Source organism: Streptomyces sp. NPDC087845, assembly GCF_044742755.1.
GTDB lineage: Bacteria > Actinomycetota > Actinomycetes > Streptomycetales > Streptomycetaceae > Streptomyces.
In genome coordinates this window covers 163,355-183,435 of sequence record NZ_JBIUVC010000002.1, presented here as the reverse complement: position 1 = coordinate 183,435, position 20,081 = coordinate 163,355, and the positions used below count along the sequence as shown (strand labels likewise).

Below are 20,081 nucleotides of genomic sequence, written 5' to 3'. Positions count from 1 at the left end.
CTCCCACTCATAGGGGTTGTTACACAACGTGACGGGTGTGGGGGTGGGTGTCACGTTGTATGGAGGGGTTGCCGGTGCGGCGGGGGATGGGCTCGGTGGCAGGGTCTGCGGAATGAACGTGACGGGTGTGGGGGTGGGTGTCACGTTGTATGGAGGGGTTGCCGGTGCGGCGGGGGATGGGCTCGGTGGCAGGGTCTGCGGAATGAACGTGACGGGTGTGGGGGTGGGTGTCACGTTGTATGGATGAGGTACTGCTGCGGGTGGGCCGGTGGTAGGACCGGGCGGGCGCACCGGTCGACGTTGTGCCGACCCGCGTACCGTCTGTTTGCCCATGTGTGGAGCGATGACCTGGCGTTGGAGGTGACCGTGAAGGGTGGGCTCGTCGGGCGCCTTGGAGTCCCGGGCGTGGACGGTACGGGGGCGGGTGGCGATCTCGGTGCGCTGGCCACCGCTGTTGCTGCTGTACGAGGATTTGCGCCGGTCGAAGGCCCTTGATGCCGTGGGCGTGGCATTTCGCGTCGGCCGCGCCCGGCGGGTTTGTCGGTGCCCTGTTGTTGCTGAGTGCGGTGTCGGCGTTGTTGGGCTGATCAGTGGGACTTGGTGTAGGTGAGCTGTTCGCCGGTGTCTGTGTTTTCGCGGCGCAGGGAGCCGTCGGGGAGCAGGGTGAGTGTGGTGGGTTTGCCTGCGGTGCAGGATGACATGGGTTCGCCGATGGCGACTGTGGAGGTGCCGACCTCGACGGGTCCGTTCGGGGACGGTTCCGCGGTCAGGTTTGCCCGGAAGACGCAGTGGTAGGAGCCGCCGCCGTCCAAGGGGCCGTCCGCGGTGAGGGTGAGGACGGTCTCGCCGACCGTGCCCTGCTTGATGACGAGATCCCGCGTGGAGTGGCCTGCGGCGTTGTCGATGGAGCCGGACCAGGCGCCGAGGTAGCCGGCCGGGATCGGGCCGTCGCTGTTCCTCTTTCCGCCGGTCGGGCTCGACGCGGCCGGTTTCGCCTCGGCGGGTTTCGCTCCGGCCTGTTCCTTCCCGGAGTCCTGGCCGCGCACCAGTTGGACGACGACGAAGGCCAGCGCGACGGTCAATACGGTGATCGTGGTGATAAGCAACCATCTGCGCGTCATGAATGTCCTCAGGAGGTGCGGCATAAATGTGTCACTGGTGATTACGCGTCCGATCCGGAAGTGGTTCGGTGTGCAGGTAAGTTGTGACCGGCCTGTGAGACGGCGGACCTGTCCGCCCCCGGATGCGGTGGGGTGCGGCGTGTGTCCCGTGGAATCCGCGCGCTGCGTGGCCTCGCCGACGCGGAGGCATTACTGCGGAGGAGCTCGGCTGACTCGGCGCACCCTGATCACCGCGGGCTGTGTCCTCGCCATCGCCGGGATCGTCGACCTGATCGCCGTGGTCAACAGCTCCCCCGGCACCCGGCCCTTCGCCCCCGGACTCCTCCGCGCCCCCCGCCCCGGCACATGCGGAAAACGACGCCGCGCCATTCGCCACCGGTCCCTCCTCTCGTGGGGGCCGGTGCCGAATGGCGCAGGCGGCTCGGGCCCGCGCCGGGCCGGGTTGCACGTAAAGCCTCTGGCCGAGTTGGTGTCCGTACTTCATTTCGGAGGAAGGGGGCGCGGGTTCAAGACGCCAGGCGCCGCAGCCGACTGGCCGCCTCCTGGAGGATGTCGTCCCTCTTGCAGAAGGTGAAGCGGACCTGGCTGCGGCCGACGTCGGGGTCGTCGTAGAAAACGGAGTTGGGGATGGCCACGACGCCGCAGCGTTCGGGGAGGGCGCGGCAGAAGGCGTAGGCGTCCTTCTCACCGAAGGGGGTGATGTCGGTGGTGATGAAGTACGTGCCCTGGGGCTGGTGGACGTCGAAGCCGGCCGCCCGCAGGCCGGCGCCGATCAGGTCGCGCTTGCGGCGGAGGTCGGCGCGGAAGCCATCGAAGTACGAGTCCGGTAGCCGGAGAGCCTCGGCGATCGCGTACTGGAAAGGGCCTGCGCTGACGTAGGTCAGGTACTGCTTGGCTGTCCGGACGGCGGCGACGAGCGGGCCGTTTGCCGTGACCCAGCCAACCTTCCATCCCGTGAAGGAGAAGGTCTTGCCGGCGGACGAGATGGAGACGGTGCGCTCACGCATGCCGGGCAGGGCCGCGATGGGGCGGTGCCTGCCTTCGTAGACCAGGTGCTCGTAGACCTCGTCGGTGACGACCAGCAGGTCGCGTTCGATGGCGAGTGCGGCGATGGCGCTCTGCTCTTCAGCGGTGAGGACCATCCCGGTGGGGTTGTGCGGGGTGTTGAGGAGAAGGAGGCGGGTCCGCGGGGTGATCTTGGCGCGCAGCTCATCCAGGTCTGGGCGGAAGGACGGCGCTCGCAGCGTGAGCGGCACGCGCTTCGCACCGGCCATCGCGATGCAGGCGGCATAGGAGTCGTAGAAGGGCTCGAAGGCGATGACTTCGTCGTCCGGCTCCAGAAGCGCCAGCATGGTGGCGGCGATGGCCTCTGTGGCGCCGGCGGTGACCAGGACCTCGGTGTCGGGGTCGAAGAAGAGACCGTAGAAGCGCTGTTGGTGGTCGGAGATCGCCGCGCGCAGCTCCGGAACGCCTGGGCCGGGCGGGTACTGGTTGCCCTTTCCCTCTCGTAGGGCGCGGACGGCGGCTTCTCGGATTTCCTCGGGGCCGTCGGTGTCGGGGAAGCCCTGGCCGAGGTTGATGGAGCCGGTCCGTACGGCAAGCGCCGACATCTCCGCGAAGATCGTCGTGCCGAACTCGGCGAGGCGGCGGTTGAGCAGCGGTCGTCCCTGTGTCATGGCCGCCATCCTGCGCGGAAGCTCTGGAGTTGCTCAAGTCTGCTTTGGCCGTACGGGGACGGGGGCATCCCCGACACACGCAGGAAACGCGAGGAAGCGCGGGGAAGCGCAAGGAAGCGGGGGACCTCGCTTCGGGGGAACGGAAGGGCGTGAGGTCGGTGGGAGTCATCTTCGGAGTGGTGTTCGCGGTCGCTGTGGTCGTGCTGTTCGTAGCGGTCCTCGTGAGGGCGGGGAACAGGGCGAAGGCGCACGGACGGAGTGCGCGCCGGGGAGCGAGCGGTGGCGGCGCCGCGGGCGGCAGCTGGTGGGCGGGGGGTGACAGCGGCGGCGGCTCCTCCTGCGGAGGCGGCGGCGGGCACTCGGGCGGTCACTCCGGGGGCCATTCGTGCGGCGGCGGCCACTCCTCCTGCGGCGGCGGTTCCTCCTGCGGCGGCGGGGGCGGATGCGGCGGAGGCAGCTGACACGGGGCAGCTGATCCGCGACCGGGCGGGGCCACACGCCCGGTGCCGGACCCGTGCGGTCCGGTGTCCGACAGGTGCCCGGCGGGTGAACTCCCGCCGGGCACCTTTTTGTTGGGCCTTTCCGCGCGATTCCGGTGAACAGATGAACCGGGAGGCCCCCTAGGGGATGGAAAGCACTTCAAGTTGGGCAAAAACGCTGTGGGCGCGGCATGCTTCGTGATTCCCTCGGACGAGAGAACATTCAGCCCTAGGACCCGAGTTGGACCTGATCGGGCGCTTCCCACCTCCCACGTGCATCACGTCGGAGGCGTCCCCTGTCCATGTGTCCACGCTTGTTTGCGGAGCCGACTCATGCTCACGACCCTCCAGACTGCCTATTCCGACACCCGCGCTGCCGATCTGGCCTGGGCGCTGGGGCGCGAACCGCTCCCCGCCCTGGCCGTGCTCGACCTCGATCTCGCGGGTGCCCGACTCCAGATGCGCCTGCTCGGCGCCTCCCACCAGGTGCTCCTGGAGGAGGACCGCGGCACCTGTTCCGAAACCGTCGCGTGCATCCCCGGCAGCAGCACGCCGCTGCCGCTCGGGGTCGCCAAGCGGCTCGGCGAGTGGGAGTACGAATTCGCGGCGCGCGTCGAGACGCTCTCGGCAGGCTCGTTCGCGGGTCGTGCGCAGGAGCTCCTCGCGCTCGTGGCCGACCATCCCCACGGTCTCGCCGGGACGTTCCCCGGCAGCCCGCACGCCTTCACCGCCATGCTCGCCCAGCGGACCGAGGGCCAGGTGCGGTGGCGCACCTGGCATGCGTACCCGCAGGAGGGCCAACTGGTCGTGACGCGCACCCGGGTCGGCGTGCGGACGCCGGCGGCAGCGCTCTGACACGGGCCAACCTCCGTCGTGAGCACGCCACTTACATCCTTGTGGGTGACAGGCGGCCACCTCGTCGTAACGTAGCGTTCGCCTCATGATCGACCAGCATGTGTCGCTGCGAAGGGGTGCGGCGCGTCTTCCCGTACGGCCGAGGACCGGTCGATGTCTCGTGCTGGCCGCTGTCTTCATCTGTGCCGCCTGCGGTCTGGTATACGAGCTCGAACTGGTGGCGCTCGCCTCCTACTTGATCGGTGATTCGGTCACCCAGGCGTCCGTCGTGCTCTCCGTGATGGTGTTCGCGATGGGCGTCGGCTCGCTCCTCGCGAAACGTTTACGCAGCCGTGCCGCGGTGGGTTTCGGGCTGATCGAGGCGGCGCTCGCACTCGTCGGCGGTTCCTCGGCGGTCGTGCTGTACGCGTCGTTCGCCTGGATAGGGGAGTCGCGGTTCGCCCTGGTCGGGTTCTCGCTCGCGATCGGCGTCCTGATCGGGGCGGAGATTCCACTGCTGATGACGCTGATCCAGCGCGTCGACCGGCAGGACCCGGGCGGGGCCGTCGCGGATCTGTTCGCCGCCGACTACGTGGGCGCGCTGGTCGGCGGGCTGGCGTTCCCCTTTCTGCTGCTGCCGGTGCTCGGACAGCTCACCGGGGCGCTGTTCACCGGCGCGGTCAACGCGGCGGCGGGCGGGGCGCTGGTGCTGTGGGTGTTCCGGCGGGACCTCACCCCGCGCTCCCGGTGGCTGCTGATCCTCGTCAACGCCGCCGTGATCGCGGCGCTCGCCACCGCCACGGCGCTCGTCGACGACTTCGAGCGGGCGGCACGGCGCGCCGTGTACGGGGACGGGGTGCGGGTCGCGCTGCAGACCGGGGTCCAGGAGATCGTGCTGACGGGGACGGGCCGCAGCTCCCTGGACCTGTACCTGGACGGGCGGCTGCGGGTCAGCGCGCGCGACGAGTACCGCTACCACGAGGCGCTGGTGCACCCGGCGATGAACGGGCCGCGCGCCCGCGTCCTGGTCCTGGGCGGCGGCGACGGACTCGCCGCCCGGGAGGTGCTGCGCTACCCGGACGTACGCGCTGTCACCCTCGTCGAGCTCGACCCCGGCGTCACCCGGTTGGCCCGTACCGACTCCGCGCTCTCGGCGCTGAACGCCCATGCGTTCCGCGACCCGCGGCTGACGACCGTCGACGCGGACGCCTTCACCTGGCTGCGGGCGGCGCACGGCAGCTACGACGTGGTGATCTCCGATCTGCCCGACCCCGGGATCTCCGCCAGCACGAAGCTGTACTCGGCGGAGTTCTACGGGCTGATCGCCGAGGCCCTCGCCCCGGGCGGCCGGCTGGTGGTGCACGGGGGCCCGCCGGTGACCCGGCCGCGTACGTACTGGACGGTGGAGGCGTCGATGAGGGCGGCGGGCCTGCACACCCGCCCGTACCGGATCAGCGGCCGGCTCTCCGATTTCGCGGCCGGCCCCGACCGGGCCACGCACCGGGCGCAGGCCGAGGACGGCTGGGGCTTCGTCCTGGCCGCCCGGGGCGGGGCGCCGAAGCTCCGCCTCGCCCCGGGAGCGCCGGGGCTGCGGTCGCTGACACAGCCCTCGCTGGCGCGCGCGGGGCGGGAGGCGGAGAGCGCCCGGCCGTGCGGGCTGCCGCCGTCGACGCTGGTGCATCCGCGGTACTGGGAGGGCCGGTGACCGGGCGCCGTCCGCCCGGCGGCCTCGCGACGCGGAATCGCTGACGGGATGGCCGGGGCTGAGTAGGCTCGGTTTCCATGGAGCATGAGGTGTTCGTTCCGGTTCCGGTCCCGTCCCTTCGGCGGACGCTGGGCGATCCCGCCCGCGTCGCGCGCTGCGTACCGGGGCTCCAGCAGGATGCCGACGCGTCCGCGGGCCCGCTGACCGGTCGGCTCAAGATCCGGATCGACGGCCACACGATCACGTACCGCGGTGCGCTGCGGTTCACCGCTTCCCCGCCGGACGGCCCGGACGGGGGTGCGGTCCTGGTGACGGGTGAGGGCGTCGAGGCCCGGGGGACCGGCGCGGCGAAGCTGGCCCTGACGATCGGCCTGACGCGCAAGGGCGACGGCACGACGATCGGGTTCACGGGCACGGCGAGCGGCGACGGCCGCCTCCTGGACCTGGACCCGGCGGCGGCGCTCGCGGCGGCCCGCCGCCTGCTGGACCGCTTCGCGCAGCAGCTGGTGACGGAGACGCTGGCGGGCGGCGGTGCGGGTGGCGGTACGGGCGGCCCCGCCGGCGGCGAGGCGGTGGGCGAGGTCCTCGACGAGGCCGAGCGGTCCGTCGGGGAAGCGGTGGAGCAGGCCATCGAGGAGGCGGCCGAGGAGGCCGACACGACCGGCGCGGCCACCGCCCGTGGCACTGCCCCGGAGGCCGCCGGTGACGCCGGACCGGACATCGCCGACGCAGCTGACACGGCCGACGACACGGCCGACGATGCCGATGCCGATGCCGATGCCGATGCCGTTGCCGACGACGCCGACGGCGCGCCCACGGACGACGCCGCCACGGACGGGACGTCCGCCGCCGGGAAGCCCCCGGGCACGGGCTCCGTCTTCGACGCCCCCGTGCCCCCGCCGTCGCTCGACCCCGCGGCGGAGGTGGAGTTCACCGTCCCCGACGGCCCGCCGGCCGAGGCCGCGCACGCCAGGCGGACCATGATCGGCCGCAGCGCCGAGGAGGTCGACCACGCGCCGCCGCGCGGCCGGTACGCGCCCGTGCCGTCACCCGATTCGACCACCGCGGGCGCCACGCTCCGCTGGGTGGCCCCCGCCGCGGCGCTCGCGCTCGCCTCGGCCGTCGTGGTGAGCCGGGCGCTCAGGCGGCGGAGGTAGCCGCGCCAGTAATGTCGGTCCGGTGAGTAGCAGCGAGAAGGACGTCCGGCTGTCCGTCGGCGACGCAGAGTTGACCGTGAGCCCCGCCAACGGCTGCCGCATCAGCAGCCTGCGGATCGGTGGTACCGAGTTGCTGCGGCAGGGGGAGCGGTACGGCTGCTTCCCGATGGTGCCGTGGTGCGGGCGCACCGAGAACGGCGTCTTCCACAACGGCGGTGTCCCGCACCGGTTGCCGCTGAACTCCCCGCCGCACGCCATCCACGGCACCGGCAGGGACACGGCCTGGCAGCCCGCCCGGACGGGTGAGCGGGAGGCCGCCTTCTATTACGACCTGGCCGACCCCTGGCCGTATCCGGGCCGGGTGACTCAGACGTTCGAGCTGGCCGAGGACTCGCTCATGCTCGCCTTCGGCATCGAGACGTACGGGGATTCGTTCCCGGCGCAGGCCGGGTGGCACCCCTGGTTCCTGCGCAACCTCGGCGGCGGTGGCGAGGACGTACAGCTGGCGTTCGACCCGGCCTGGCAGGAGGAGCGGGGCGAGAACCATCTGCCGACCGGCCGCCGCATCCCGCCCCTGCCCGGCCCGTGGGACGACTGCTTCGGGATGCCGGACGGCGTCGATGTGACGCTCACCTGGCCGGATCAGCTGGAGCTGACGGTGAAGAGCCGGGCCGAGTGGGTCGTGGTCTACGACGAGCAGGCCGAGGCGGTCTGCGTGGAGCCGCAGTCCGGTCCGCCGAACGGGCTGAACACCGACCCCCGGTACGTCACTCCGATCGAGCCGCTGGAGATCGCGACGACCTGGAGCTGGCGCAGGCTCTGACCCGGGCGGGGGCTCTGACCCGGGCGGGGCCCCGACCCGGGCTGGGGCTCCGGGCGCTTCATCCGGCCGGTCTCCCCGCCTCCAGGAGCTGCTACCGGGCGAGGGCTCCGGGCGAGGGCTCCCTGCACGGGCTCCGGGCACGGGCACGGGCTCCGGGCGGGTGCTGCGGCGGGGGCCGGACAACCGGTCGGCACGGGCCGTGAGGCGGGCGCCTTAAGCTCGTAGCCATGACTGACGTACGTGCTGAGCTGCTCCAGCAGATCAAGGACAAGGCCGTGGTACACGGCAAGGTGACCCTCTCCTCGGGTCTTGAGGCCGACTGGTACATCGACCTGCGCCGCATCACGCTGGACGGCAAGGCCGCTCCGATGGTCGGTCAGGTCATGCTCGACGCCACCGCCGAGCTGGACTACGACTGCGTGGGCGGGCTGACGCTGGGCGCCGACCCGGTCGCCACCTCGATGCTGCACGCCTCCGCCGCGCGGGGGCAGGAGCTGGACGCGTTCGTCGTCCGCAAGGCGCAGAAGGCGCACGGGATGCAGCGCCGCATCGAGGGCACGGATGTGAAGGGCCGCCGCTGTCTGGTGGTGGAGGACACCTCGACGACCGGCGGTTCGCCGCTGACGGCCGTCGAGGCGGTGCGCGAGGCCGGCGGCGAGGTCGTCGCCGTTGCCGTGATCGTGGAGCGTGGCGCGGCTCCGGCCATCGCGGAGGCCGGTCTCCCGTATGTCCACGTCTACTCGGTGGCCGACCTCGGGCTGGCCTGACAGCTGGAGTGACGTAGGGGCTGACCTGCTGTTTTCGTCAAGGGCCGACTGTTTCACGTGAAACGGCCGGCCCTTGGCGTATGCCCGTGAACCACCCGTAGGACTGGTGGGGCGGCAGGCCGGGTGGAGCCGGAGCGAGAGTCTGGGAGGATGGGGGCGACGATGACGTCGCCCCCAGGTCAGGGAACCAGCAACGCACACCCGCACATCCCAAGGAGCGGTCAGATGCCCATCGCAACCCCCGAGGTCTACGCCGAGATGCTCGACCGGGCGAAGGCAGGCAAGTTCGCCTACCCGGCCATCAATGTGACGTCGACCCAGACCCTGCACGCTGCGCTGCGCGGCTTCGCGGAGGCGGAGAGCGACGGCATCGTCCAGATCTCCACCGGTGGGGCGGAGTTCCTGGGCGGCCAGTACAAGAAGGACATGGTCACGGGCGCCGTCGCCCTTGCCGAGTTCGCGCACATCGTCGCCGCCAAGTACGACATCTCGGTCGCGCTGCACACTGACCACTGCCCCAAGGACAAGCTGGACGGTTACGTACGTCCGCTCCTCGACATCTCCGCCGAGCGCGTCGCCCAGGGGCAGAACCCGCTGTTCCAGTCGCACATGTGGGACGGTTCGGCCGAGACCCTCGCCGAGAACCTGGCCATCGGCCAGGAACTGCTCGCCAAGGCCGCCGCCGCCAAGATCATCCTTGAGGTCGAGATCACCCCGACCGGTGGCGAGGAGGACGGCGTCACGCACGAGATCAACGACGAGCTGTACACGACCGTCGACGACGCGCTGCGTACCGCCGAGGCGCTCGGCCTGGGCGAGAAGGGCCGCTACCTGCTGGCCGCCTCCTTCGGGAACGTCCACGGCGTCTACAAGCCGGGCAACGTCGTGCTCCGTCCCGAGCTGCTGAAGGACCTCCAGGAGGGCGTCGCCGCCCAGTACGGCAAGGCGGCCGGTAGCCAGCCGTTCGACTTCGTCTTCCACGGCGGCTCCGGCTCCACCGAGCAGGAGATCGCCACCGCGCTGGAGAACGGTGTCGTGAAGATGAACCTCGACACCGACACCCAGTACGCCTTCACCCGCCCGATCGTGGACCACATGTTCCGCAACTACGACGGCGTGCTGAAGGTCGACGGTGAGGTCGGCAACAAGAAGGTCTACGACCCGCGCAGCTGGGGCAAGTCCGCCGAGGCGGGCATGGCCAAGCGCGTCACGGAGGCCTGCGCCAACCTGCGTTCCACCGGCACCAAGCTGAAGTAGCGGCCGGTACGAAGTGTGGCCGTGGGCCCGGTACCCCTGGGGGTGCCGGGCCCACGGCGTGTCCGAGAGAGGGGAAGAGGGATCGCTGTGAGTTCCAGTGCGCACTATGACTTCGACACCGTCGTCGACCGCCGGGGCACCTGGTGCATCCAGTGGGACGGGGTCGCGGACCGGTTCGGGGTGGACGGGCTGCTGCCGTTCACCATCTCCGACATGGACTTCGAGACCGCACCGGAGGTGCTGAGCGCGCTGCGGGACCGGCTCGACCACGGGGTGTTCGGCTACACGACCTGGCAGCAGGACGACTTCCGTTCGGCGATAGCCCACTGGTACGCGACCCGGTACGGGACCCGCATAGACACCGGGCAGCTGGTGTACGGGCCGTCCGTGCTCAGCCAGCTCTCCCAGCTGCTCCAGATGTGGACGGCCGAGGGCGAGGGCGTCGTCGTCCACGCCCCGACGTACGACGGTTTCCGCAAGGCGATCACCGGGCTCGGGCGCGAGCTGAGGGGCGTGCCGGTGGGAGACACGACCGCGCTGGAACGCGAGCTCGCCCGCCCCGACAGCAAGGTCCTTCTCGTGTGCTCGCCGCACAACCCGACGGGCCGGGTGTGGACGGAGGCCGAACTGAGCGGGATGGCCGCGCTCGCCGCGCGGTACGGGGTCGCGGTGATCAGCGACGAGATCCACGCGGACTTCGTGCACGAGGGGCGCGTGCACGTGCCGTGGACGCGGGTCGGCGGTGAGGGGCGCTGGGCGGTGATCTCCTCCGCGTCGAAGGCGTTCAACTTCCCGGCGCTGACCGGCTCGTACGGTCTGATCGCCGACCCGGCCGACCGGGCGGAGTTCCTGCGCAGGATGGAGACGGCGGAGGGGCTCGCCTCCCCGGCCGTGCTGTCGCTCACCGCGCACATCGCCGCGTACCGGGAGGCCGGGGCGTGGCTGGACGAGGTCCGCGCGTATGTCGCCGGGAATCTGGCGCTGGTCGCGGAACGGCTGAACGGGGCGTTCCCGGAACTGGGCTGGGAGCCGCCGCAGGCCGGTTACCTGGCGTGGATCGATCTGCGCCCGGCGGGTGTGGCCGACGACGAGGCGTTGCAGCGGGTGCTGATCGAGCGCGAGAAGGTCGCGGTGATGCCGGGGGCGGTGTACGGGGCCGAGGGCTTCGTGCGGTTGAACGTCGGATGCCCGAGGTCCAAGGCGGAGGCGGGCGTGGAGGCGCTGATCCGGGGCGTCCGGGCCGTTGCGGAAGCCGCGTCGTAAGGGAAGCCGTGTCGTGCGGAAGCCGTTTCGTAGGGAAGCCGCGTCGTGGGGGAGCCGTTTCGTAGAGAAGCCGTGTCGTAGGGGAAGCCGTGTCGTAGGGTCGGACTCCGCCTTTGGACCGAGGCCGCCCGGGCTCTGCGCACAGGGGGTGCGTGGTGCCGGCCGGCTCCGACTCGGGCCGCCCCGGCGCCTGCTCCGGCCCGGGGCCTGCCCGGACCAGGGGCTTTTCCGTGATCCCGCAGGTCTGGGGCAGCTGCCGATGGATGTCTTCGAAGCCGCGCGCGCCGGTGACGCCGCCGCGCTGCGGGCCGCGCTGGCCGCCGGGGCCGATGTCACCGCGACCGGCGAGTACGGCTGGACCGCCCTGCACCTGGCCGCGATGGGGGCGGAGGCGGATCCGGTGCGGGCGGCCGCCGCACTCGCCGTGCTGCTCGACGCCGGAGCTCCCGTCGAGCAGCGGGGCCCCGACGGGCGTACGGCCCTCTACCTCGCCGCCGAGTTCTCACCGGCCCCGGAAGCCGTCGAGCTGCTGCTCGCCCGTGGGGCGGATCCCGACGTCACCGAGGACCACGGCGTCCATGTCACCGTCAACGTGCGGGTTCCGGAGGTCGCCGCGCTCCTGGCGGCCGCCGCCGGAATCGAGCCGCCGGCACCGGCCGGGGTCACCACGACGGCGTCCGGGCGGAAGCTGTCGCGGGCGGAATGGCGGGACGCCGAGAAGCGGGTCGGCCGGGTCCTGGACGGGCTGGACGCGGCCGGGTTCGTCGCGCTGGCCGACGCGGGCACCACCCAGTCCGACGGCTTCGACGACTGCTCCGAAGCCGCCCGGACACGCGGCGGCGGCCCGGCCCGGCTCGTCGGGTTCTGCTTCTACATACGGCAGGACGCCGCACGCGCACGGGCCACGGGCCGGCTCTCCCTGGCGTTCTGGGGCGCCCCGGACGGCAGCACCCGGGCGATGGAACACGCCGGTGGACTCGTCGTCCGGGCGTTCCGTGAGGCCGGGTTCCCCGTGGAATGGGACGGCGCGGGGGACAGCCGCCCGTCCCTCGCGCTGACCGGCTGACCGCACCCCTTCGAAAGCACCCCCTCGAAAGCACCCCCTCGAAAAGCACCCGCCGTCCCGATGGCCCGGGCGGCGGGGAGCGGGGATGCTGCTCGTATGCCTGACGCAGAGACAGGAGCCATCCGGGTCGCCTCCCCGGCCGGACGCTGGGTCGTCCTCACCACCGTCCTCGGCTCCAGCATGGCCATGCTGGACTCCACCGTCATCAACGTCGCCCTGCCCCGCATCGGCAAGGACCTGGGCACCGATCTGGCCGCCCTCCAGTGGACCGTCAACGCCTACATGCTGACCCTCGCCGGGCTGATCCTGCTCGGGGGCGCCCTCGGCGACCGGTACGGGCGGCGGCGGGTCTTCGTCGTCGGAGTCGTCTGGTTCGCCACCGCGTCCGTGCTGTGCGGCATCGCGCCGAACGCGGCCGTCCTGATCTCCGCCCGTGCTCTCCAGGGAATCGGCGGGGCGCTCCTCACCCCCGGTTCGCTGGCGCTGATCCAGGCAAGTTTCCATCCGGACGACCGGGCCCGCGCCGTCGGGCTGTGGTCGGGGTTCGGCGGGATCGGTGCCGCCGTCGGTCCGTTCGTCGGCGGGTGGCTCGTCGACGGGCCCGGCTGGCGGTGGGTGTTCCTGCTCAATGTGCCGCTCGCCGCGGTCTGTCTGCCGGTCGCGCTGCGCCACGTACCGGAATCGCGTGACCCGCACGCGCACGGGCGCTTCGACGTGCTGGGCGCCGTGTTCGGCGCGCTCGCCCTCGCCCTGGTGACCTACGCGCTGATCGAGGCGCCGGGACAGGGGGCGTCCGGCGCGGTGATCGGGGCGGCCGTCGGCGGGGTCGCGCTCGCGGTGGCGTTCGTGCGGTTGGAGCGGCGGCGGCCGGACCCGATGCTGCCGCCGTCGGTGTTCGCGTCCCGGCAGTTCACCGTCGTCAACATCATCACCCTCTGCGTGTACGCGGCACTCGGCGGCTACTTCTTCCTGTCCGCGATCCAGCTCCAGGTCGTGGCCGGGTACTCGGCCCTCGGCGCGGGCACGGCCCTGCTGCCCACGACCGTGCTGATGCTGCTGTTCTCGGCCTCCTCGGGCGAGCTGGGGCAGCGCATCGGGCCCCGCATCCCGCTCACCGCGGGCCCCTTGGTGGCCGCGGCCGGAATGCTGCTGATGCTGCGGGTGGGGCCGGGATCGAGCTCCGTCTCCGGCTACCTCACCGATGTGCTCCCCGCCGTCGGGGTACTCGGCGTCGGACTCGTCACCGTGGTCGCCCCGCTCACCGCGACCGTCCTGGCCTCGGTCGACACCGCACGGGCCGGCCTCGCCAGCGGCATCAACAACGCGGCCGCCCGCGCCGCCGGGCTGATCGCGGTGGCCGCGCTGCCGCTGCTCGCCGGGATGGGCCCGGAGGCCTACCGGAACGCCGACGAGTTCGCCTCGACGTTCCGGCGGGCCATGCCGATGTGCGCCGGGCTCCTCGTGCTGGGTTCGCTGATCGCCTGGGCGACCGTGAGGAAGCCTCCCGTCACGGACGAGGAGAAGCAGCGCCCCGAGTGCACGGTGCACTGCGGCGTCGCCGCCCCGCCGCTGGAACCCGCGCAGGAGGAGACACGGGACCAGGACGCGGACTGACCGCCGGCGCCGTGCGCCCGGGGTGCCGGGGTGCCGGGGTGCGGGGGTGCGGGGGTGTCGGGGGGTCGGGGTGCCGGGGCGCGGGGGTGTGGGGGTGCGCGGGCACGTGAGGCGCGCAAGCACGTCAGGCGCGCACGGGCTCCTCGCGGCGCGCTCCCGCACCACCCGGCGTGAACCAGCCCTCCGTGCAGCGCTCGGGTACCCCGGCGCGCATGTGCCAGGCACACTTGAACCCATGTCGATCCACGAGAACCTGCTCGGGGGACCTCCCCCGACCCACCTGCCCGACGACCCGGAGCCGCGCGAGCTGCTCGCGAACGGCACGGCCCCCGCCGACGTCGCCGCGAAGTACCCGACCTCCTCCCTGGCCTGGGCACAGCTCGCCGACGAGGCGTTCGAGGGCGGCCGCGTCGTCGAGTCGTACGCCTACGCCCGCACGGGCTACCACCGCGGCCTCGACGCGCTGCGCAGGGCCGGCTGGAAGGGCCACGGCCCCGTACCGTTCGAGCACGAGCCGAACCGCGGCTTCCTGCGCGCCCTGCACGCCCTGGCGCGGGCCGCCCAGGCGATCGGCGAGCAGGAGGAGTACGAGCGCTGCTCGACGTTCCTCCGCGACTCCTCGCCGACCGCCGCGGAGACCCTCGGCTAGGGCCTCTCGTTCGGATCACGCCGGGCTCGGCCTGATCCAAACGAAAGACCCTGGACGTACCCGTCCGACGCATGCATTCCGGACCCCGCGGACAGCCGTACGTCCGCGGGGCCTGCGCTCCTCAGCGAGCCCCGTCTAGGATGCCGACAGGGGACCGGAGCTCCACCACCTCGCGGAAGGGGCGGACCGCTACCCGGAAGCTCGTGTCGAGGAGACAGCAATGTCGACGATCCACCCCGACCCCGAAGCCACCGGTGCGCAGACCCCGCACCTCGACTTCGCGGGAACGACTCCGTACGAGGACTATGTCCAGGCGGACGTCCTGACCCATCTCCAGCACCTTCGCTCCGACGACCCGGGCGAAATGGTCTTCCTGGTCACCACCCAGGTCATGGAGCTGTGGTTCACCGTCATCGTCCACGAGTGGGAGACCGCCGCACACGCCCTGCGCGAGGACCGGCTGCCCGTGGCCCGCGACGCGCTCAAGCGGTCGGTGCGGGAACTGGAGGCGCTCAACGCCTCCTGGACGCCGCTCGCCCAGCTCACCCCCGCCCAGTTCAACTCCTACCGCGGCGCCCTCGGCGAGGGCTCCGGTTTCCAGTCCGCGATGTACCGGCGGATGGAGTTCCTGCTCGGCGACAAGTCCGCGTCCATGCTCGTGCCGCACCGCGGCGCGCCCCGCGTCCACGCCGAGCTGGAGAAGGCGCTCGCCGAACCGAGCCTGTACGACGAGACGCTCGCGCTGCTCGCCCGGCGCGGCCACGCCGTACCGCAGGCCGTCCTCGGCCGCGATCTCACGCAGAAGTACGAACCGTCCCCCGAGGTCGAGGCCGTCTGGGCGGAGATCTACGCCAACCCCGACCAGCACGACGAACTGGTCCGGCTCGGCGAGGCGCTGACCGATGTCGGCGAACTGGTGTGGCGCTGGCGCAACGACCATCTCGTCGCCACCCGGCGCGCGATGGGCTCGAAGACCGGAACCGGCGGTTCCGCCGGGGTCGCGTGGCTGGAGAAGCGGGCCACGAAGAACGTCTTCCCCGAGCTGTGGTCGGCGCGCAGCCATGTCTGAGACCTTCGCCGCCGCGTCCGGGGCCTTCGCCGCGCGGGCCGCGGCGCTCGACGACGCCGACCGGCTCGCCGATCTGCGCGAGCTGTTCACCCTCGACGACACCGTCTACCTCGACGGCAACTCGCTCGGCGCACTGCCCGCGCACGTACCCGCGCGGATGCAGGAGGTCCTCACCCGCGAGTGGGGCGAGCTGCGCATCCGGTCCTGGGACGAGAGCGGCTGGTGGACCGCGCCGGAGCGGATCGGCGACCGGATAGCGCCGCTCGTCGGGGCCGCGGCCGGGCAGATCGTCGTCGGCGACTCCACCAGCGTGAACGTCTTCAAGGCCGTCGTCGCCGCGAGCCGGCTGGCGCCCGGGGAGCGCGACGAGATCCTCGTCGACGCGACGACGTTCCCCACCGACGGGTACATCGCCGCGTCCGCGGCCCGGATGACCGGCCACCGGCTCGTCCCGGTCACCCCCGCCGAGGTACCGGACGCCCTCGGTCCGCGTACCGCCGCCGTCCTGCTCAACCATGTCGACTACCGCACCGGCAGACTCCACGACCTGCCCGGACTCACCGCCGCCGTGCATGCGGCGGGGGGTCTCGCGGTGTGGGACCTGTGCCACAGCGCGGGCGCCCTGCCCGTCGGGCTCGACGCGCACGGCGTGGATCTCGCGGTCGGCTGCACGTACAAGTACCTGAACGGCGGTCCCGGTTCGCCCGCCTACCTGTACGTCGCCGAGCGCCACCAGGCGGCCTTCGACTCGCCCCTGCCGGGGTGGACGTCGCACGCCGACCCGTTCGGCATGACCCCCGGATACGCCCCGGCGGACGGTGCCGTACGGGGCCGCGTCGGCACCCCCGACATCCTGTCCATGCTGGCGCTCGAAGCGTCACTCGATGTGTGGAACGGGGTGCCGGTCGAGGCGGTACGGGCCAAGTCCCTGGCGCTGACGGACTTCTTCCTGGAGTGCGTCGCCGCGTACGCGCCCGAGGGCCGGGTCACCTCCCTCACCCCCGCCGCGCACGCGGAACGCGGCAGCCAGGTCGCGCTGCGGTGCGAGGCGGCGGAGCCGGTGATGGGCGCGCTCGTCGCACGGGGCGTCGTCGGGGACCTGCGGCGGCCGGACGTGCTGCGGTTCGGGTTCACCCCGCTGTACGTGGGCTTCGCGGACGTGGAGCGGGCGGCGCGGGTCCTGGGTGAGGTACTGGGCGAGGTGCCGGGTGAGGCGCTGGGCGAGGTGCCGGAGAGCCGGGGGCGCTGACCCGGGTGCGCCGACCCGGAGCGGGGAACCGGCCCCGGGACCCGGGGCAGGGGCGGACTCCTCGTGGAGTCCGCCCCTGTCATGATCCTTCCACGGGTACGGGAACCTCCCGTACTGGTACCGTCCCCGCAGGTCAGCCCAGTTGGGTTCGGATACGGATCAATACAGCTCGGATACAGGACGGTTGGAGCAGCATGTCGGATTCTGCCGCGCGTGATCGTGACGCAGCCGAGACCGAGTCGGCCCTCTCGCATCCACCGGTCGCCCCCGATGCGTCCGCCGCCTACGGCAACCACCCCGACCAGCTGATCGACTTCTACGCCCCGCGCGACGGCCGGGCCGGTGCGCCGGTCGTGGTCGTCCTGCACGGCGGGGCGTGGCGGGCGCCGTACGACCGGCAGCACGTGTCGCCGTTCGCGGACTTCCTGGCCCGGCGCGGTTTCGCCGTGGCCAGTGTCGAGTACCGGCGGGGCGGCGAGATCCCGCAGCAGCGGGGTGCCGGTCCGGTCGCGGGCCGCTGGCCGGAGACCTTCGACGACGTCGCCGCGGCGATGGACGCGCTGCCGGACCTGCTGGCCCGGGAACTTCCGGCGGCCGACACCCGGCGGATCGTCCTCACCGGGCACTCCGCCGGCGGACAGCTCGCCCTGTGGGCCGCCGCCCGGCACGTCCTGCCCGAGGGCTCGCCGTGGCGGCTGCCCGCACCGCCGCCGCTGCGGGGCGTCGTCGCTCTCGCGCCGATCGCCGATTTCGCCGCGGCCGTCGAGCTGGACGTGTGCTCGGGGGCGGTCGGCCAGCTCCTCGGCCGCGAGGAGGACTTCGGGGAACGGGCCGCGCACACCGACCCGGCCGCACTGCTGCCCACCGGCATCGCGACGACCGTGGTGCAGGGCACCACCGACCTCGATGTGCCGCAGGCCGTCTCGGAGGCTTTCGTCGACGCGGCGGCGAAGGCGGGGGAGACGGTGGGCCTGACCCTGCTGCCCGACGTCGGCCACTACCCGCTGATCGATCCGGCGAGCGACGCGTGCGCGGTGGTGGCGGAGGAGCTCGCCCAGCTGGCCTGGTGAGCGGCGGTCCGACGGCGGTGCGGGCCCGTAGTACTTGCGACGGACGGCGCGGGATCCGCAGCACTGCTGACGACCCGCGCCGGTTCGGCCCCTACCGTTGGAAACGTGACCGAGACCAAGAACAGAAGCCCCGAGTACCGATTGGCCGCCGGGGCGTTGGGCGGCCTGCGGCAGGACCTCTTCCGTGACGCCTTCGCCTACCGTCCGCTGGAGCGGATGCGGACCGACGGGCCGCTGGTCCGGCAGCTGCCCCAGCGGATGCGTGAGCGTGCCGCCTGGACACCCCACGCCCTGGTCGGGGCAGTCGCGCTGTTCGCGGCCTTCCTGGGCCTCGTCTCGTCGGACTCCTTCGCGCTGCGCTTCATGTTCGATACCGTCGTGCTCGCGCTGCTTCCGGCGGCGACCGTACTGATGACGCTGGTCAGGCCGGTCGGCGCGTTCTGGATATCGATGGCGCTCATCCCGTTCGCGGCGGTCGCCGGCGGTGGCTACTGGCCCTGGGCACCGAGCACCTTCTTCTCGCACCTGGTGGTGCTGATCGTGGTCGCCGCCCGGACCCGGCCCCGTACCGCCGCCTGGATGTGGGGTTTCACGTTGCTGCTCGGCGTCGTGCTGGAGAACTTCGGCCGCGGCGGGCACCCCACGTCGACCGCCTCCCCCTTCGCCGTCGTCTCCGCGTTCGCGCTGCTGGTGGTGGCCGTGGTGCAGATCCGTCGCGACGCCGAGCGCCAGGTGACCGTGCAGCGCACCGTGACCGCCGTCGAACGCGACCGGCGCACACTCCTGGAGGAGCGCACCACCATCGCCCGGGAGCTGCACGACGTCGTCGCCCACCACATGTCGGTCGTCGCGATCCAGGCCGAGGCCGCCCCGTACCGGGTGGAGAATCCGCCGCCGGAGCTGGAGCAGGCCTTCGTCACGATCCGGGAGAACGCGGTCTCCGCCCTCACCGAACTGCGCCGGGTCCTCGGCGTCGTACGGGCCGAGGACTACCAGGCGCCGGACGCCCCGCAGCCCACCCTCGCCCAGCTCGACGGGCTGCTCGCCAATGTGCGCGAGGCGGGCCTGGAGACGGAGAGGACGACCACCGGCGCGGTACGTGAACTGCCCCAGGGCGTCGAGCTGTCGGCCTACCGGATCATTCAGGAAGCCCTCAGCAACACGCTGCGGCACGCACCGGGCGCCACTGCCAAGGTCGAGATCGGCTACGTGCTGGGCGGACTCGGGCTGCGGGTCGTCAACGGGCCGCCGACCGGGCCGGTGAAGGCCTCGCCGGGGGCCGGTCACGGGATCACGGGGATGCGGGAGCGCGTCGCGATGCTGAACGGCGACATGACGGCCGAACCGACGAGGGAGGGCGGTTACGAGATCACCGCGTTCATCCCCGTCCAGTCCGCGGACAGAACGGACGAGCAGCAGGAGACGCAGGTGGAGCAGGTATGACCACGTCGCCCTTCACCTCCGCTTCCACCTCCGCCGCCCAGCCCATCCGGGTGCTGATCGTCGACGACCAGATGATGGTCCGCGAGGGCTTCTCGGTGCTGCTCAACGCCATGCCGGGGATCGAGGTCGTCGGCGAGGCCGTCGACGGCCGGCAGGCCATCGCGCAGGTCGCGGCGCTGCGTCCCGACGTGGTGCTGATGGACATCCGGATGCCGGAGCTCAACGGCATCGACGCCACGCGCGAGATCGTCGCCGCCGACGCGGACGCCAAGGTGCTGGTGCTGACCACCTTCGACCTGGACGAATACGTGTACCAGGCGCTGCGGGCCGGGGCGTCCGGCTTCCTCCTCAAGGACGCCTCCGCCCGGCAACTCGCCGACGGTGTACGGGTGGTGGCCGCCGGTGAGGCGCTGCTCGCCCCGACCGTCACCAAGCGGCTGATCAGCGAGTTCTCGAAGATCGCCGAGAGCCCGCGGCCGCCCGCCTTCGCCAGGATCGGCGACCTCACGGAGCGGGAGACGGAGGTGCTCGTGCTCATCGCGCAGGGCCGGTCCAACGCGGAGATCGCCTCGTATCTGGTGGTCGCCGAGTCCACCATCAAGACGCATGTGAGCCGCATCCTGGTGAAACTGGGGCTGCGCGACCGCACCCAGGCGGCCGTCTTCGCATACGAGGCCCGGCTGGTCACGCCCTCCTGAGCCTGATCACGCCTTCCTGAGCCTGATCACGCCTTCCTGAGCCGAGGCGAGCCGAGGCGGCTGGGGGCTGGGGCCGGGGTCGGGCCGGGGGCGGGTCGGGGCGGTTGGGGCCGACGGGGCGGCCGGTACGGGGGACGGGGG

The 20,081-nt window shown here is 72.1% G+C and carries 17 protein-coding genes and 1 pseudogene; 15 read left to right on the top strand and 3 right to left on the bottom strand.

The features are described 5' to 3' along the window. Positions 1 to 381: 381 nt before the first annotated feature. The 3 genes and pseudogenes from ACIOMQ_RS06360 to ACIOMQ_RS06350 form a co-directional block, all read right to left on the bottom strand. Positions 382 to 588 (bottom strand): annotated as a pseudogene (locus ACIOMQ_RS06360) (DUF397 domain-containing protein); the annotation flags it as partial. Continuing rightward, a complete protein-coding gene (locus tag ACIOMQ_RS06355; protein ID WP_402188103.1) occupies positions 588 to 1,121 on the bottom strand; it encodes a hypothetical protein in 534 nt (177 codons plus the stop codon). The pseudogene ACIOMQ_RS06360 and the gene ACIOMQ_RS06355, both read right to left, overlap by 1 nt. Positions 1,122 to 1,627: 506 nt before the next feature. Then, positions 1,628 to 2,806, bottom strand: a complete 1,179-nt coding sequence (locus ACIOMQ_RS06350) for a pyridoxal phosphate-dependent aminotransferase (protein WP_401262329.1) — start codon at positions 2,804 to 2,806, stop codon at positions 1,628 to 1,630. An 803-nt stretch (positions 2,807 to 3,609) separates the two neighbouring features. Between ACIOMQ_RS06350 and ACIOMQ_RS06345 the strand changes: the two genes are divergently transcribed. The 15 genes from ACIOMQ_RS06345 (at position 3,610) to ACIOMQ_RS06275 (ending at position 19,940) form a co-directional block, all read left to right on the top strand. After that, positions 3,610 to 4,131, top strand: a complete 522-nt coding sequence (locus ACIOMQ_RS06345) for a DUF2617 family protein (RefSeq protein ID WP_362193153.1) — start codon at positions 3,610 to 3,612, stop codon at positions 4,129 to 4,131. 85 nt (positions 4,132 to 4,216) lie between these two features. Beyond that, on the top strand, positions 4,217 to 5,815 hold the full coding sequence (locus ACIOMQ_RS06340; RefSeq protein WP_401986064.1) for a polyamine aminopropyltransferase: 1,599 nt from the start codon (positions 4,217 to 4,219) through the stop codon (positions 5,813 to 5,815). Between the two features lie 77 nt (positions 5,816 to 5,892). Then, complete coding sequence (locus ACIOMQ_RS06335; protein ID WP_402188101.1) at positions 5,893 to 6,972, top strand: hypothetical protein; 1,080 nt, start codon at positions 5,893 to 5,895, stop codon at positions 6,970 to 6,972. A 22-nt stretch (positions 6,973 to 6,994) separates the two neighbouring features. Then, on the top strand, positions 6,995 to 7,795 hold the full coding sequence (locus ACIOMQ_RS06330) for an aldose 1-epimerase (protein WP_402188099.1): 801 nt from the start codon (positions 6,995 to 6,997) through the stop codon (positions 7,793 to 7,795). A gap of 227 nt (positions 7,796 to 8,022) precedes the next feature. Then, complete coding sequence (gene pyrE / locus ACIOMQ_RS06325; protein WP_362193165.1) at positions 8,023 to 8,562, top strand: orotate phosphoribosyltransferase; 540 nt, start codon at positions 8,023 to 8,025, stop codon at positions 8,560 to 8,562. A gap of 225 nt (positions 8,563 to 8,787) precedes the next feature. Then, entirely contained in the window at positions 8,788 to 9,819 is a 1,032-nt protein-coding gene (fbaA, locus tag ACIOMQ_RS06320; RefSeq protein ID WP_362193168.1) for a class II fructose-bisphosphate aldolase, read from the top strand. Positions 9,820 to 9,906: 87 nt separating this feature from the next. Further along, positions 9,907 to 11,082: a MalY/PatB family protein gene (locus ACIOMQ_RS06315; RefSeq protein ID WP_401757218.1), complete on the top strand. Its 1,176-nt coding sequence runs from the start codon at positions 9,907 to 9,909 to the stop codon at positions 11,080 to 11,082. A gap of 259 nt (positions 11,083 to 11,341) precedes the next feature. Beyond that, positions 11,342 to 12,148 (top strand): DUF6891 domain-containing protein, encoded by an 807-nt coding sequence (locus ACIOMQ_RS06310; RefSeq protein WP_402188097.1) that lies wholly within the window; start codon positions 11,342 to 11,344, stop codon positions 12,146 to 12,148. A 96-nt stretch (positions 12,149 to 12,244) separates the two neighbouring features. Continuing rightward, positions 12,245 to 13,762 carry a DHA2 family efflux MFS transporter permease subunit gene (locus tag ACIOMQ_RS06305; RefSeq protein WP_362193177.1) on the top strand — a complete coding sequence of 506 codons (1,518 nt, stop codon included), beginning with the start codon at positions 12,245 to 12,247 and terminating at the stop codon, positions 13,760 to 13,762. Between the two features lie 235 nt (positions 13,763 to 13,997). After that, positions 13,998 to 14,411 carry a DUF3151 domain-containing protein gene (locus ACIOMQ_RS06300; RefSeq protein ID WP_351084151.1) on the top strand — a complete coding sequence of 138 codons (414 nt, stop codon included), beginning with the start codon at positions 13,998 to 14,000 and terminating at the stop codon, positions 14,409 to 14,411. Positions 14,412 to 14,631: 220 nt separating this feature from the next. Then, entirely contained in the window at positions 14,632 to 15,480 is an 849-nt protein-coding gene (locus tag ACIOMQ_RS06295; protein ID WP_401757223.1) for a tryptophan 2,3-dioxygenase family protein, read from the top strand. After that, a complete protein-coding gene (gene kynU, locus ACIOMQ_RS06290; protein ID WP_402188095.1) occupies positions 15,473 to 16,729 on the top strand; it encodes a kynureninase in 1,257 nt (418 codons plus the stop codon). The genes ACIOMQ_RS06295 and kynU overlap by 8 nt, the downstream gene beginning before the upstream one ends. A 194-nt stretch (positions 16,730 to 16,923) precedes the next feature. Continuing rightward, positions 16,924 to 17,799 (top strand): alpha/beta hydrolase, encoded by an 876-nt coding sequence (locus ACIOMQ_RS06285; RefSeq protein ID WP_362193187.1) that lies wholly within the window; start codon positions 16,924 to 16,926, stop codon positions 17,797 to 17,799. A 105-nt stretch (positions 17,800 to 17,904) separates the two neighbouring features. Further along, entirely contained in the window at positions 17,905 to 19,242 is a 1,338-nt protein-coding gene (locus tag ACIOMQ_RS06280) for a histidine kinase (protein WP_362193190.1), read from the top strand. Next, a complete protein-coding gene (locus ACIOMQ_RS06275) occupies positions 19,239 to 19,940 on the top strand; it encodes a response regulator (RefSeq protein ID WP_402188093.1) in 702 nt (233 codons plus the stop codon). The genes ACIOMQ_RS06280 and ACIOMQ_RS06275 overlap by 4 nt, the downstream gene beginning before the upstream one ends. The last annotated feature ends 141 nt before the right edge of the window (positions 19,941 to 20,081 follow it).